Raw genomic sequence first — 14444 nt, forward strand, 5'->3', positions numbered from 1 at the left:
GAGCTAACAAAGGCCTATGTATAAAGGAAATCCACCGGCATGTCGCAATACCCCAGCAGTTTTGACCGCGAAGACCTTCTGAAATGCGCCCGTGGCGAACTGTTTGGCGAGGGCAATGCCCAGCTGCCCGCTCCGCCGATGCTGATGATGGATCGGATCACTGAAGTGTCGGCCGATGGAGGCGCCCATGGCAAAGGTCACATCCTGGCCGAGTTCGACATCACCCCCGACCTGTGGTTCTTTGACTGTCACTTCCCCGGCAACCCGATCATGCCCGGCTGCCTGGGTCTGGACGGCCTGTGGCAGTTGACCGGCTTTAACCTGGGCTGGCGTGGCTGGCAGGGTCGCGGCTATGCGCTGGGCGTGGGCGAGGTCAAACTGAAAGGCATGGTCCGCCCAGACCGCAAGATGCTGACCTACAAGATCGACTTCACCAAAGCCGTGCAAACCCGCCGCCTGACCATGGGCGTCGCCGACGGCATCGTCGAAGCGGATGGCGAGGTCATCTATGAAGTCAAAGACATGAAGGTCGCGCTGAGCGAGAGTTGAGTGCTGCGTGAGTGTTAGGATAGGAAAGGGGCCCTGCGAGGGGCCCTTTTTGTGGGAGGTATGTCCGGATTGAGCCCAGAACGACGGATGCTGCGCTCCGTTCGAATGTCTGCTAAGCAGTAGAAAGAATAATCAACTCACAAATTTAGAAGTATCTGACGCTCATGCCATTGAAACCACAAACCTATCGCCAATACGCTTACCTTGGAATTCGGGGAAAAGGCCCATCCAGCCAGATCACAAATGCTCTTGGCATTGACCCTGATGAGGAATGGTCTGAGGGCGATGATTGGCAGACGAAAGGGCCGCATAAGAAAAGGTCGTTCACAAACTGGAAGCTTAACAGTGGCGTTTTGGAAACCGACGACCTGAACACCCATGTTGATGCCATTTTGGGACGCCTTCGCACCCGTGAGCTGGCGCTCCAAAGCCTGACTGGTGACTACGATGTTCGCGTCGTTATGGTGAGCTACAGCCTCCAGTGTTTTAGTTTTGAGCTGGATTTTCAGCATCAACGACGCCTCACCCAACTCGGCATCCGCACGTGGTTCGACGCCTACATAGACGAAGATGTCCACAAACTGATGTTTGATTTGCGCGCGCAGTATGGTCGTGATGCCTTTGACAATGAGGAAAGCTGACTGCAGCCCTTGGCGCAACCGCAGCGAAAGCTCACTTTGTCCGCAATCCGGCCATCAGCGCACGTTTCACCCGCCGTTTCAGCGACGTAGACCCAACCCATCTTGCACCTCTTCGCGCCAACCCCTACTAAGGCAATAGCTAATAAGGGAGTGCTCGTATGCGCCGAGTAGTGGTCACCGGTCTGGGCGTCGTGTCGTCCATCGGGAACAATGCCGAAGAGGTTCTGGCCTCGTTGAAAGCTGGCAAGTCCGGCATCACCGCCAACGAACAGATGAAGGAACATGGGTTCCGCAGCCAGATCGCGGGCGACATCAAGCTGAATGTGGCAGATCACGTCGAAAAGCGCACGCTGCGCTTCATGGGGCCGGGTGCGGCTTACGCCCATATCGCGATGCAGCAGGCCATTGCGGATTCGGGTCTTGAAGAATCCGACGTTGTGAACCCGCGCACGGGTCTGGTGGCTGGCTCGGGCGGTCCGTCGACCAGCGCCATGCTGGCCGCGCATCAGACCGTTCTGAAAACCGGCGCGACCAAACGGATTGGCCCGTTCGCGGTTCCGAAAACCATGTGCTCGACCGTGTCGGCGAACCTGTCGACTGCGTTCAAGATCAAGGGCATCAACTATTCGATCACTTCGGCATGTTCGACGTCGCTGCATTGCATCGGCAACGCGGCCGAGCAGATCATGATGGGCAAACAGGACGTGATGTTCGCAGGCGGCGGTGAAGAGCTTGACTGGACCTTGTCGTGCCTGTTCGACGCGATGGGCGCGATGTCCTCGAAATATAACGATACGCCGGAGCGGGCCTCGCGCGCGTTTGATGCGGATCGCGACGGGTTCGTGATCAGCGGCGGTGGCGGGATCGTTGTTCTGGAAGAGCTGGAACACGCTCTGGCCCGCGGTGCCAAGATCTATGGCGAGGTCACCGGCTATGCGGCCACCTCGGATGGTCACGACATGGTGGCCCCCAGCGGTGAAGGCGGCGAGCGCGCGATGCGTCTGGCCATGTCCACGCTGGGCGAAGGCCGCAAGATCGGCTATATCAACGCGCATGGCACCTCGACCCCCGTGGGCGATGTCGGCGAGGTTGAAGCCGTCCGCCGTATCTTTGGCGAAGGCAACGTGCCGCCGATTTCCTCGACCAAGTCGATGACCGGCCACAGTCAGGGCGCGACCGGCGCACAAGAGGCGATCTATTGCCTGTTGGCGCTGCATAACGACTTCATCATCCCGTCGATCAACGTTGAAAACCTGGATCCGGGCATCAACGAGAGCGAGGTCGCGACCAAGCTGGTGGAAAACGCCGGGCTGGACACGGTGATGACCAACAGCTTCGGCTTTGGCGGCACCAACGGCTCGATGTTGATGTCTAAGTATACCGGTTGATCGCCAAGACAGATCAAAGCGCAGGCCGTCCGCAAGGGCGGCCTGTTTTCATTTGGGGATTGGGCCCGCCAGCCTGATTGCGGCCTTGACGCTAAAGCACAAAACGGCCTAGTCACCGAAAAGGGCAAGAGGATTAGACATGTCAGCACTTACCGGAAAACGTGGACTGGTCATGGGAGTGGCCAACGAACGCTCGATCGCCTGGGGCATCGCCAAAGCCATGGCCGAAGCTGGCGCCGAGCTGGCGTTCACCTATCAGGGCGAGGCTTTTGGCAAGCGGCTTGAACCGCTGGCGGCTTCGGTCGGATCGGATTTCATGGTGGATGTGGATGTGACCGACGACGCCTCGTTGGATGCAGCATTCGAAGGGCTGCAATCGCGTTGGGACAGCCTGGATTTTCTGGTCCATGCTGTTGCTTATTCCGACAAGAACGAGCTGACGGGGCGTTTCATCAATACTTCGCGCGAGAACTTCAAGAACTCGTTGGATATTTCGTGCTATTCGCTGATCGAGGTGTCCCGCCGGGCCTATCCGATGATGAAAGCCGGGGGCGGTACGATCCTGACGCTGACCTATGGCGGCTCGAACCGGGTGACGCCGAACTACAACGTGATGGGTGTGGCCAAGGCGGCGCTGGAATCGGCGACGCGCTATCTGGCGAATGATCTGGGTCCCGACGGGATCCGCGTGAACGCGATCAGCCCCGGCCCGATGAAAACCCTGGCCGGTGCGGCGATCGGCGGAGCGCGCAAGACCTATAAGCACACCGACCAGAACGCGCCGATGCGCGCCAATGCGACGCTGGAGGCCGTGGGTGGCACCGCAGTTTATCTGGCGTCGGATGCAGGCGCCTGCACCACGGGCGAGATTATCCATGTTGATGGTGGGTTCCACGTGCTGGGGATGCCCCAGCCCGAACACCTGTAAAGCGGGGCGCGCTGACGCGCGCACAGGATATCTCGGCCTTGCGGCCTCGGGGTGAGGGGGCTGTGCCCCCTCTTTTCCTTTAGAACCACTGACCGGGCTCCATGAGCCCGAGGTCCAGCAACTGGCGCGAGTGCCATTCGAACGGTACCGAATTGTGCCAGCGGAATGTCTCGATATCGTAGGTGGAACCGGGGTTGCGTTTCAGCGCTTTGGCGGTTCGGAACGAGCACAGTGCAGTCGTCAGATTGTGGTGCCAGGGGCAGGAATAGGTGTTGTATTCCTGATCATTGAAACGGTGGTCGTCGTTTAGTTGCAGCCCGGCCCGCGCGCGGAACAGCGAAATGCGGTCTATGTTGCGACGGGCCTGGGGGATGTGTTCCTCGAAGCGCCAGCGCAACCCACCGAAGAAATCCAGTTGGCGTTCCCTGGGGTGGCCGGTTTCGGGGTCCTTGCGGGCCAGGGCGTAATAGCCGGACTTGTCCATAAAAGCCTGGTCCAGGTTCACCGCGTTCGGCGCCTGGCCCAGATCGCCAGCGTATAGGTCGACCACATAGGTCAGCATGGCGTCGCGACGTTCTTCCGAATGGAAGGTCAGCATTTCGCCGATGGTGCGGTGTTCGCAGAACGGGAAGAACAGGTATTCGGTGTTGTAGCAGTAGAACAGCCATTGGCCAGCGGCTGCTGGGATGATGGCGTTGATTGCTGCCGTGGTGGCCGCAGCGCCCAGGGCTTCGTGATCCACGCGCTGGACCTTGGCGGCCACATCCTCGGCCAGATCGAAGGCGGCGGGCATCAGTGCGACGACCGTGGCAAAGCCGCAATCCAGATGATGGCGCAGGGTCGTTGCGATTTCGACCTCGTCCTCGCAGAAAATCAGCGCGATCGGCCCCTTGGCCAGCGCGCTGCGCCCGTTCTGCAGGAAATCCTCGAGCCCCGAATACTGCATGTTTTTCCGTTCTTTTGCTTTGATCCTGAAACTCTCTGAATTCCCTGTGCATTGCAAGGCGTGCTGAGTGTGGTATAGCCCAGCCCTTGAAAAAGCGTGCACAGGGACCCGGCCAATGAGCGACGTCAAGAAACTCTATATCAAGACCTATGGCTGTCAGATGAACGTCTATGACAGCGAGCGCATGGCCGAGGTCATGGGCGGGCAGGGCTATGTCGAGACCAAAACGCCCGAAGACGCGGACATGATCCTGCTGAACACCTGTCACATCCGTGAAAAGGCGGCTGAAAAGGTGTATTCGGAACTGGGCCGTTTCAAGCCGCTGAAAGCAGCAAAGCCTGATCTGAAAATCGGTGTGGCGGGCTGTGTTGCTCAGGCCGAGGGCGAAGAGATCATGTTGCGCCAGCCGATGGTCGACTTGGTGGTGGGGCCGCAATCCTATCACCGTCTGCCCGCGATGGAGGCGAAAGTTGATGCCGGCGAAAAGGCCCTGGACACGGATTTCCCCGAAGAAGACAAGTTCGAGAAGTTGAAAAACCGCCCCAAGGCGCAGCGCGGCCCGACCGCGTTTTTGACCGTTCAGGAGGGCTGCGACAAGTTCTGCGCCTTTTGCGTGGTGCCCTATACCCGCGGGGCCGAGGTCAGCCGCCCGGTGGACCGCATCCTGACCGAGGCGCGTGATCTGGTCGAACGCGGCGTGCGCGAGATCACCATGCTGGGCCAGAACGTGAACGCCTATCATGGCACCGGGCCGGATGGCGACTGGTCCCTGGCCAAGCTGATCTGGGCGCTGAATGACATCGACGGGCTGGAGCGTATCCGCTTCACAACCAGCCACCCCAATGACATGACCGATGACCTGATCGCGGCACATGGAGAATGTGAAAAACTGATGCCCTATCTGCACTTGCCGGTGCAATCGGGCAGCAACAAGATCCTGAAACGGATGAACCGCAGCCATACCGCCGAAAGCTATCTGAAACTAATCGAGCGCATCCGCGAGGCCCGCCCCGATATCCTGATGTCGGGCGATTTCATCGTTGGATTCCCGGAAGAAACCGAGCAGGATTTCCAGGACACGATGGAGCTGATCCGGCAGGTGAATTACGGGCAGGCGTTCAGCTTTAAATACTCGACCCGTCCGGGAACCCCTGCGGCCGAGCGCGTGCAGGTGGATGATGCCGAGGCCAGCGATCGCCTGAAGCGCCTGCAGGCCCTGATCACCGATCAGCAACGCGCCGTGCAGGACAGCATGGTCGGCCGCGAGGTGCAGGTTCTGTTCGAAAAACCGGGACGGCTCGAGGGGCAGATGGTCGGCAAATCCGAATACCTGCACGCGGTCCATGTGGCGGGTGCGCAGACCCAACGCGGCGATATTGCCAAGGTACGGATCGTAGAAAGCGGCCCCAATTCGCTGGCTGGCGAGATCGTTCAGGGGTAATCGCCGCGCGGCCCTGGGCCGCGCAAACGGCGGCGCTTGATTTCCGTATCATGAACACAGGCGCAGCATATCTAGTATTGTTTCCGATATTGACCCCGATATGGAGTTGAAATCGCTTCACAACTTCGGCGTCTCTGCTACAGTAAGCGCACAAGTTTATGTCGGGGCCGGTATTTCCCTATGTTTTGGGTTAACAAGTATCGCGCCTCTCTGGGGGAAATTAGGTAAAGGACAGGGGCTGTGTCGAAAATTCTTTCAAACACGCTTCGTGCTGCTGTCGCAGGCGCGCTTGCAGCGGGGCTGGCTGTCGCCAGCACGAGCGCCGCTCAGGCACAACAGCGTACAGTGACCGGCGAGCGTTACGTTCCCACCATCTGGATTGATCCCGATGGCTGCGAACACTGGGTCATGGATGACGGTGCCGAGGGGTATATGACCCCGCACACCAACCGTCAGGGCATTCCGGTCTGCCACCCGGTTAACGTCTGCGGTGTGATGAACTCGGATCAGCTGTTCGCAACTGACAGCTACCGCATCAGCGCCAGCGGGCGCAACGCGCTGAAGGACTTCTTCAACAAGTCCTCGGCCCGCGCGTATATCATCGCCGGCCATACGGACAGCCGGGCGTCGGATGCATATAACATGCGGCTCAGCTATAACCGTGCCAACGCAGTCGCCAAAGTGGCGTCCAGCGCAGGTGCTAATATCATCGACGTGCGCGGCTATGGCGAGCGGATGCCCAAGGTGCCCAACACCTCGGCCGCGAACATGCAGAAGAATCGCCGCGTTGAAATCATCTGCGTGAAGTGAGCGAGTGAGGGAGTATCCAATGATGAAACCGATCAAGATCGCCACTGCACTGTTGCTGGTCGCCTCGGTGGCTGCCTGTGGCACCACCTACGGCGGACATGCGCCTGTGGGCACCGACAAGACCCGGGACCGGGGCACCGACAAAAAGCATCTCAGCCAGCTGAAGGCCGGCATCTGGGTGGATCCCAACGGCTGTGACCACTGGATCATCGACGATGGCGTCGAGGGCTATCTGTCTGCCCGCCTTGATAAATATGGCAAGCCCGTCTGTTCGGGTGCGGCGCCTCCGGGTGTGGCCACCGGCCCGTTCAAGAAGGGCACATTCATCGCGGATCCGCTTTGATTTGCGCTGCGCATCATATGCCTAACGAAAGGGCCGCCGGGAACTTCCGGCGGCCTTTTTTGTCGCGATTTCGTGACAATCGCTTACTACCGCTTGCGGAATGGTTCGCAAGTTGCCACCATATCTGTACAAACCTGCCCAAGGAGACCTGATTGGCTACCAGCGTATTGACCCCGCCCACTGATCCTGCCGCCCTGATCGAGACGCAGCTGGAATTTCCTGACAATCGGCTGCTGATTGACTTGTGCGGAGAATACGATCGTAACCTGGCACAGGTTGAGCAGAAGCTTTCTGTGCAGATCATCCGGCGCGGTAACCAGTTAATCATTCACGGCGAAGAGACCGCAGTCGCCGAAGCGGCCGAGGTGCTGCAGGCGCTGTACGAACGCCTCGAGGCCGGGCGCGAAGTGGAACATGGCGACATTGATCGCGAGATTCGCATGGGCGGCTCTGAAGCGGACACCGGCGCCCGTGATGGCGACCAGCTTGAAATGTTCAAGGGCGGCAAGGTTGAAATCAAGACCCGCAAGAAACTGGTCGAACCGCGCACCGACGCGCAAAAGGCCTATGTCCAAAGCCTGTTCGCGCACGAGCTGGCCTTCGGTATCGGTCCGGCGGGTACCGGAAAAACCTATCTGGCCGTGGCCGTGGGCGTGTCGATGTTCCTGAATGGCGACGTGGATCGCATCATCCTGTCGCGTCCCGCGGTCGAGGCGGGTGAAAAACTCGGCTATCTGCCCGGAGACATGAAGGACAAGGTCGATCCCTACATGCAGCCGCTCTATGACGCGCTGAACGATTTCCTGCCCGGCAAGCAAACCGCCAAACTGATCGAGGAAAAACGCATCGAAATCGCCCCCTTGGCCTTCATGCGCGGCCGGACCCTCGCCAACGCTTTCGTGGTGCTGGACGAAGCGCAGAACGCCACCTCGATGCAGATGAAAATGTTCCTGACCCGTCTGGGCGAAGGCTCGCGCATGGTGATCACTGGCGACCGCAGCCAGGTGGACCTGCCGCGCGGCGTGTCCTCAGGGCTGCATGATGCCGAGCGGCTGCTGAAACACATCCCGAACATCAGCTTCAACTACTTCACTGCAAAAGACGTGGTCCGTCACCCCCTTGTCGCCGCGATCATCGAAGCGTATGAGGCCGACGAAGCCTGATCCTTTCTTTGCTCGGACAATACTCCGGGGGTGTGGGGGCTGGCCCCCACGCTGTGGTGAAACATGCTGACCGATACGATCATCGAGGACGACCGCTGGACCGCGGCCAACTTGCCCCAGCTTGCCGAAACGGCAGCGCGGGCTGCCCTGGCGCATCTGTCGCTGAACGCTGATGACTTCGAGATCGCGATTCTGGCTTGTGATGACGCGCATATTGCCACGCTGAACGCTGATTTTCGGGACAAACCCTCGGCCACGAACGTGCTGTCCTGGCCGTCCGAGGAACGCGGGGCCGAACTGGATGGCGGCACGCCGGACCTTCCAGCCCCTGCCATGCCGGGCATGCCGGAGGAACTGGGGGACATTGCAATTGCTTTTGAAACCTGCGCGCGCGAGGCGACCGAGGCGGGCAAACCACTGGACCATCACCTGACCCATCTGGTCATCCACGCGACCCTGCATTTGCTGGGCTATGACCACATCCGTGACAAGGATGCCACGTTGATGGAAGGGATCGAGACTGAAATACTTGGCAAAATGGGTATACCTGACCCATATTCAGAACATTAGGCGGCCATTGCAGTTTCACTGCGCCGCATCATTGGAAAGGTAAAATGGGCGACAGCACCGACGGGTCTTCTATGGCAGCGCACAGCGCGCAATCGGATGACCGACATTCCACCCGGCCCAAATCGGGCTTTTTTCGCCGCGTGATCGGGGCGCTAAGCCCCTCGGATATGGGAGAGCCCCTGCCGGGCGACACCCCCAGCGCGGCCCCATCTGAACATGGCCAGGTTCCCTTGGATATCTCCTCGCTGCGGCGCATGCGGGTCGAGGATGTGGCCATTCCCAAGGCTGATATCGTCTCGGTTCCCGACACGATTACCAAGGACGATCTGGTCACGCGCTTTCGCGAGACCGGGTTCAGCCGCTTGCCGGTCTTCACCGGCACGCTGGATACGCCGATCGGGATGCTGCACCTCAAGGATTTCGCGCTGCGGCACGGGTTCAATGGCACGGGCGGCGGCGGGGTTGAGATCCGCGAGATGTTGCGCCCGCTTCTGTACGTTCCGCCCTCGATGCCGATCGGGGTGTTGCTGCAGAAGATGCAGACTGAACGTCGCCACATGGCACTGGTGATCGACGAATACGGCGGCGTGGACGGATTGGTGACCATCGAGGATCTGATCGAACAGATCATCGGCGAGATCGAGGACGAGCACGACACCGAAGAAGCCGAACTGTGGACCCGCGAGGAAGAGGGGCAATACCTGGCTCAGGCCAAGTGCCCCTTGAATGAGTTCGAGCAGGAAATTGGCCTGTCCCTAACGGATGTGGACGAGGTCGACGAAGAAGAAATCGACACCTTGGGCGGGCTTGTTTTCATGCTATCGGGCCGGGTTCCTGTGCGCGGCGAGATCGTAAAGCACCCCGCTGGCCCCGAGATCACAGTGATCGACGCCGACCCCCGCCGTATCAAGCGTTTGCGGGTGCGGGTGCCCGGCGCGTCCAAAGGCTGATCTGTGCGTCGCCTGCTGCCAATTTTGCGCTTGCTGGCGCTGATGGCTTTGGGCGCGGTCGCAGGTCTGGGGCAGGCTCCGTTCGGGTTGTGGCTATTGACCATGGCGGGATTTGGCGTGGCCGCGATCTTGCTAAGGCGCGCAGTTTCGTGGAAGCGGGCCGCGTGGCTGGGTTGGGCCATGGGCACGGGCTATTTCGCGCTGTCGCTGGTGTGGATCGTGCAGCCCTTTCTTGTGGATCCGCTGCGTCATGGCTGGATGGCGCCCTTTGCGCTGGTGCTGATGGCGGGTGGATTGGCGCTGCTCTGGGCGCTGGGTTTCGCTGTTGCCCATGCTGCGGGGCGGGGCGTGCTGGCGCTGGCCGGGGCTTTGGGTTTGGCCGAGATTCTGCGCGCGTATATTTTCACAGGTTTCCCTTGGGCTCTTTCGGGGCATGTACTGACCGATACCCCTTTGGCCCAGATGGCTGTGTGGGGCGGCGCGCATGGGCTGGGCCTGTTCGTGATGTTGGGCGCTGCTGTGCTGGCAGGTCTTTGGCACCGGCAATGGTTCAGCGCGACCTTGGCAGTGGCTGCGTTGACGGGGGCGTGGGTCTGGGGGGCTGCGCGGCTGCAGATGCACGCGGTGGCCGACAACGGCCCGGTGCTTCGGCTGATCCAACCCAATGCGCCACAGCATCAGAAGTGGGATCCTGCATTTACACCTGTTTTTTTCCAGCGCCAGATCAGCTTCACCGCCGAGGATTCCGGCAAAGGGCGGCCCGATCTGATCGTCTGGCCCGAAACCGCTGTGCCGCTTGCATTGGAAGACGCAGGCCTGGTTTTCGAACATATCGCTCAGGCCGCGCATGCGCCGGTTCTGTTGGGCATTCAGCGGTTCGAGGGCGCGCGGATGTTCAACTCGGCCGTTCTGCTGGGGGCCGACGGGGTGCCCGGTCAGATCTATGACAAACACCACCTTGTCCCGTTCGGAGAATACATCCCCCTTGGCGATGCGTTGTCTGACTTTGGGCTGCGGGGGTTGGCGGCGCGGGATGGAAATGGCTTTGCCGCGGGGCCGGGTCCACGTCTGATGAACTTGGGCGAACAGATTGGCCAGGCGTTGCCGCTGATCTGCTATGAGGCTGTCTTTCCCAACGACATAAACGCCGCCACGGACCGGCCGGCGCTGCTGCTGCAGATCACCAATGATGCGTGGTTCGGGACGTTTTCCGGGCCCTATCAGCACCTGGCCCAAGCCCGTCTGCGCGCCATTGAACAGGGCCTTCCGCTGGCCCGCGCGGCCAACACCGGCGTGTCAGCGATGATTGATCCGTTGGGGCGTATTACCGCTCAGATCGGGTTGGGGCAGGCTGGATACGTGGACGCGGTACTGCCCGCACCGGGCCTTGACACGCTGTATCGCCAAACCGGGGACTGGGGCGTTTTGGCTGTGTGCTGGTTGCTTCTTGTTGGCGCGGCGCTAGCTCGGTTTGGACCAATGCGAGCAAAACCCCGTTGACCCCGGACTCGGCTACGCGTAACGAAGAGGTATTCCCTGTCACAACGGCTTCCTGACGTGGCGGGCAGACACCAATGGAGCACTTTTCATGTCCCGACAGAACTACATCTTTACTTCCGAATCCGTTTCGGAAGGACACCCTGATAAGGTTTGCGACCGGATTTCCGACGCCGTGCTGGATGCCTTTCTGGCTCAGGAACCCGAGGCGCGTGTCGCCTGCGAGACATTCGCCACCACCAATCGCGTGGTGATCGGTGGCGAGGTCGGCCTGTCGGACCAGTCCAAGCTGACCGAATCCATGGGCAAGATCGACCAGATCGCCCGCGATTGCATCCGCGACATCGGGTATGAACAGGACAAGTTCCACTGGAAAACGGTTGAGATCACCAACCTGCTGCACGAACAATCTGCGCATATTGCCCAGGGCGTCGATGCCGCCGAAAACAAGGACGAAGGCGCGGGCGATCAGGGCATCATGTTCGGCTATGCGACGACGGAAACGCCTGATCTGATGCCAGCCCCCATCCAGTATTCCCACGCGATCCTGCGCCGTTTGGCCGAGGCGCGGAAATCCGGCGCTGAACCGACCCTGCGCCCGGACGCGAAATCTCAGCTTTCGGTGCGGTACGAGAATGGCAAACCCGTTGGCGTCAGCTCGATCGTGTTGTCCACGCAACATGCGGATGAAAGCCAAAGCAGCGATGACATCCGCGCAATTGTCGAACCCTACATTCGCGAGGTTCTGCCCGAGGGCTGGATCGACGCCGAAACCGTTTGGCACGTGAACCCGACCGGCAAATTCGTGATCGGCGGCCCCGATGGTGACGCGGGTCTGACCGGGCGCAAGATCATCGTGGATACCTATGGCGGCGCGGCCCCGCATGGCGGTGGTGCGTTCTCGGGCAAGGATCCGACCAAGGTGGACCGCTCGGCCGCCTATGCGGCGCGTTATCTGGCCAAGAACGTGGTTGCCGCAGGCCTTGCCGATCGCTGCACCATTCAGCTGAGCTATGCCATCGGCGTGTCGCACCCGCTGTCGATTTATGCCGATCTGCACGGCACCGGAATCGTCCCCGAGGCCCTGATTGAGACTGCGATCCCCAAGGTCATGGACCTGACCCCGCGTGGGATCCGCACGCATCTGAGCCTGAACAAGCCCATCTATCAGCGCACCGCGGCCTATGGTCATTTCGGCCGTAAACCGGATGCGGATGGTGGGTTTTCCTGGGAAAACACCGATCTGGGCGCAGCGCTGAAGGCCGCGCTGTAACCTGTCGGTTTGATGACGCCGCCTATTGATCCGCCGCGCCAGCCACGTTACACGGCGCGGCGATGACACAGGATAAACACCCCTCTGGCGCCCCGTGGCGCAACTTCTATGGCCGTTTCAAGGGCAAAGGCCTGCGCGACAGCCAACAGCGCTATCTGGACGAGGACCTGGCCAAGCTTTCGCCCGGTCCAGTCAGCTGGGAAGACAACCCCGAGCGAACAAAACTGGACCTGAACCAGATTTTCGGCGACCGCGATGTCTGGCTTGAGATCGGTTTTGGCGGCGGTGAACATATGGTGCATCAGGCCGAGCAGAACCCCGGTGTCGGCTTCATCGGCTGCGAGCCCTATATCAACGGCGTCGCCATGCTGCTGGGCAAAATCCGTGATGCGGGCTGTGATAACATCCGCATTCACCCCGGTGATGCGCGCGATATGTTTGACGTGCTGCCTGAACAGTCGATCAGCCGCGCTTTTCTGCTGTATCCCGACCCGTGGCCCAAGAAACGGCATCATCGACGCCGCTTTGTCACACCCGAGCATCTGCAGCCGTTGCACCGTGTCCTAAAGCCCGGTGCGATTTTCCGCGTGGCCACCGACATACCCGATTATGTGCGCCAAACCCTGGAAGAGGTGCCAAAGGCGGGCTTCGAATGGCTGGCCGAACGCCCCGCTGATTGGCGCGAGCCCTGGGGTGACTGGATCTCGACCCGCTATGAGCAAAAAGCCCTGCGCGAGGGGCGCACGCCGCATTACCTGACCTTCGTGCGTCGCTAAGCGAATTGTGCTATCTCTCCGGGTATTCATACCGGAGGGATTCTCGTGCCAGATATTCGTATCACCAATTGCCATGTGCACACATTTACCACCCGGCACGTGCCGGTTAGCTATCCCTTTGCCTTTCTGCGCCCCTTGAAGAAGGTCCCGCAACTGGTGCGGTTTATCGCATGGGTTCTGGCGATGTTGGGGCAGCATCCCTTGGCCGAGAAAGTCCGGCGGCTGTATGATTTCCAGAAAGAAGCCGCGGCTCCTGACCAGAAAGCCGTTTTGCGGAACCTGCAGCGGCATTACCCGTCGAACACGCGCTATGTGGTATTGCCCATGGACCTAAGCGCTATCGGCCATGGGGCGCCGCCCGTGTCGTTGCCGGACCAGCATGACGAGCTGTCGCGCCTGTCCCATGACCCCGAAGTCGGCGCCTCGGTCATTCCCTTTGCCACCATCGACCCGCGCGCCGATCCCCAAGCCACAGAGCTGGCCCGCGCCCTGGACGATCTGCATTTCAAGGGCGTGAAAATCTATCCTCGTCTTGGATTTGCCCCCGATGATCCGGTGTTGATGGAACGCGTCTACCCCAAGATGCAGGCCGAAAACCTGCCGCTGATGACCCATTGTTCGCGAGGGGGCGTGCAGGGGCGCGACACTACGGATTATATGGCCAACCGCTTTACCGACCCGCGCGCCTATCTGCCGGTGATGCAGAAATTCCCTGACTTGCGAATCTGTCTGGCACATTTCGGGGGGCAGTATGACTGGAAATCCTACGTTAAGGCGGGGCCGGACTATGACCGCGCCGAAAACTGGCAGGTGCAGATCCGCAAAATGATCGGATCGGGTGATTATCCGGGGCTTTGGACGGATATTTCCTACACGCTGTTTCATTTCGAGGATTACATCCCCTTCCTGCGCCTGTTCCTGACCGCAGACACCGAGGCTGGGGAACGCCTGCGCGCCCGCACCCTGTTCGGATCCGATTTCTATATGACCCGGCAAGAGGCGCTGTCTGAAAAGGCCGTGTGCTTTCGCTTGCGCAATGCTTTGGGCGAGGAGATTTTCCGCCAGATCGCCGAGGAAAACCCCCGCATCTGGCTGGGTGAAATTACAGAACCCACCCGCAGCTGAGCGCGTGGCCCAAAGCCCATGGACCGGCAGGGCAGGGTGGGGTA

General features: G+C 60.3%; 15 protein-coding genes and 1 riboswitch. Of the genes, 14 read left to right on the plus strand and 1 reads right to left on the minus strand.

Annotated elements, in window-relative coordinates:
* Positions 1–39 precede the first annotated feature (39 nt).
* From fabA to ACOQOQ_RS09160, 4 genes are all read left to right on the plus strand, one after another.
* A complete protein-coding gene (fabA, locus tag ACOQOQ_RS09145; protein WP_420566688.1) occupies positions 40–549 on the plus strand; it encodes a bifunctional 3-hydroxydecanoyl-ACP dehydratase/trans-2-decenoyl-ACP isomerase in 510 nt (169 codons plus the stop codon).
* A gap of 164 nt (positions 550–713) precedes the next feature.
* The gene (locus ACOQOQ_RS09150; RefSeq protein WP_420566689.1) at positions 714–1190 is read left to right on the plus strand and encodes a DUF4279 domain-containing protein; all 477 of its coding nucleotides are present in this window, start codon (positions 714–716) and stop codon (positions 1188–1190) included.
* 158 nt (positions 1191–1348) lie between these two features.
* Positions 1349–2578, plus strand: coding sequence for a beta-ketoacyl-ACP synthase I (fabB, locus tag ACOQOQ_RS09155; RefSeq protein ID WP_420566690.1), 1230 nt, complete (start codon positions 1349–1351; stop codon positions 2576–2578).
* A 139-nt stretch (positions 2579–2717) separates the two neighbouring features.
* The gene (locus ACOQOQ_RS09160) at positions 2718–3506 is read left to right on the plus strand and encodes an enoyl-ACP reductase FabI (RefSeq protein WP_420566691.1); all 789 of its coding nucleotides are present in this window, start codon (positions 2718–2720) and stop codon (positions 3504–3506) included.
* Between the two features lie 79 nt (positions 3507–3585).
* Here ACOQOQ_RS09160 and ACOQOQ_RS09165 read toward each other — a convergent pair whose 3' ends face one another.
* Entirely contained in the window at positions 3586–4452 is an 867-nt protein-coding gene (locus tag ACOQOQ_RS09165) for a hypothetical protein (RefSeq protein ID WP_420566692.1), read from the minus strand.
* A gap of 115 nt (positions 4453–4567) precedes the next feature.
* Between ACOQOQ_RS09165 and miaB the strand changes: the two genes are divergently transcribed.
* The 10 genes from miaB to ACOQOQ_RS09215 all read left to right on the plus strand — a co-directional run bounded on the left by miaB (position 4568) and on the right by ACOQOQ_RS09215 (position 14400).
* The gene (gene miaB / locus ACOQOQ_RS09170) at positions 4568–5893 is read left to right on the plus strand and encodes a tRNA (N6-isopentenyl adenosine(37)-C2)-methylthiotransferase MiaB (RefSeq protein ID WP_420566693.1); all 1326 of its coding nucleotides are present in this window, start codon (positions 4568–4570) and stop codon (positions 5891–5893) included.
* Between the two features lie 240 nt (positions 5894–6133).
* A complete protein-coding gene (locus ACOQOQ_RS09175; RefSeq protein WP_420566694.1) occupies positions 6134–6703 on the plus strand; it encodes an OmpA family protein in 570 nt (189 codons plus the stop codon).
* Positions 6704–6725: 22 nt separating this feature from the next.
* Positions 6726–7046 carry a hypothetical protein gene (locus tag ACOQOQ_RS09180; RefSeq protein WP_420569751.1) on the plus strand — a complete coding sequence of 107 codons (321 nt, stop codon included), beginning with the start codon at positions 6726–6728 and terminating at the stop codon, positions 7044–7046.
* A gap of 152 nt (positions 7047–7198) precedes the next feature.
* Positions 7199–8209 carry a PhoH family protein gene (locus ACOQOQ_RS09185; RefSeq protein WP_420566695.1) on the plus strand — a complete coding sequence of 337 codons (1011 nt, stop codon included), beginning with the start codon at positions 7199–7201 and terminating at the stop codon, positions 8207–8209.
* A gap of 63 nt (positions 8210–8272) precedes the next feature.
* The gene (ybeY, locus tag ACOQOQ_RS09190; RefSeq protein WP_420566696.1) at positions 8273–8779 is read left to right on the plus strand and encodes an rRNA maturation RNase YbeY; all 507 of its coding nucleotides are present in this window, start codon (positions 8273–8275) and stop codon (positions 8777–8779) included.
* Between the two features lie 44 nt (positions 8780–8823).
* The gene (locus ACOQOQ_RS09195; protein WP_420566697.1) at positions 8824–9729 is read left to right on the plus strand and encodes a hemolysin family protein; all 906 of its coding nucleotides are present in this window, start codon (positions 8824–8826) and stop codon (positions 9727–9729) included.
* Between the two features lie 3 nt (positions 9730–9732).
* Complete coding sequence (gene lnt / locus ACOQOQ_RS09200) at positions 9733–11229, plus strand: apolipoprotein N-acyltransferase (protein WP_420566698.1); 1497 nt, start codon at positions 9733–9735, stop codon at positions 11227–11229.
* 33 nt (positions 11230–11262) lie between these two features.
* Positions 11263–11311: riboswitch (SAM-SAH riboswitch) on the plus strand.
* Positions 11312–11317: 6 nt separating this feature from the next.
* Positions 11318–12499 carry a methionine adenosyltransferase gene (gene metK, locus ACOQOQ_RS09205; protein ID WP_420566699.1) on the plus strand — a complete coding sequence of 394 codons (1182 nt, stop codon included), beginning with the start codon at positions 11318–11320 and terminating at the stop codon, positions 12497–12499.
* A 62-nt stretch (positions 12500–12561) separates the two neighbouring features.
* Positions 12562–13275 (plus strand): tRNA (guanosine(46)-N7)-methyltransferase TrmB, encoded by a 714-nt coding sequence (trmB, locus tag ACOQOQ_RS09210; protein ID WP_420566700.1) that lies wholly within the window; start codon positions 12562–12564, stop codon positions 13273–13275.
* Positions 13276–13320: 45 nt separating this feature from the next.
* Positions 13321–14400 (plus strand): amidohydrolase family protein, encoded by a 1080-nt coding sequence (locus ACOQOQ_RS09215; protein ID WP_420566701.1) that lies wholly within the window; start codon positions 13321–13323, stop codon positions 14398–14400.
* Positions 14401–14444: the final 44 nt, after the last annotated feature.

It is taken from the genome of Thalassovita sp. (assembly GCF_965218685.1).
Classification (GTDB): domain Bacteria; phylum Pseudomonadota; class Alphaproteobacteria; order Rhodobacterales; family Rhodobacteraceae; genus Thalassobius.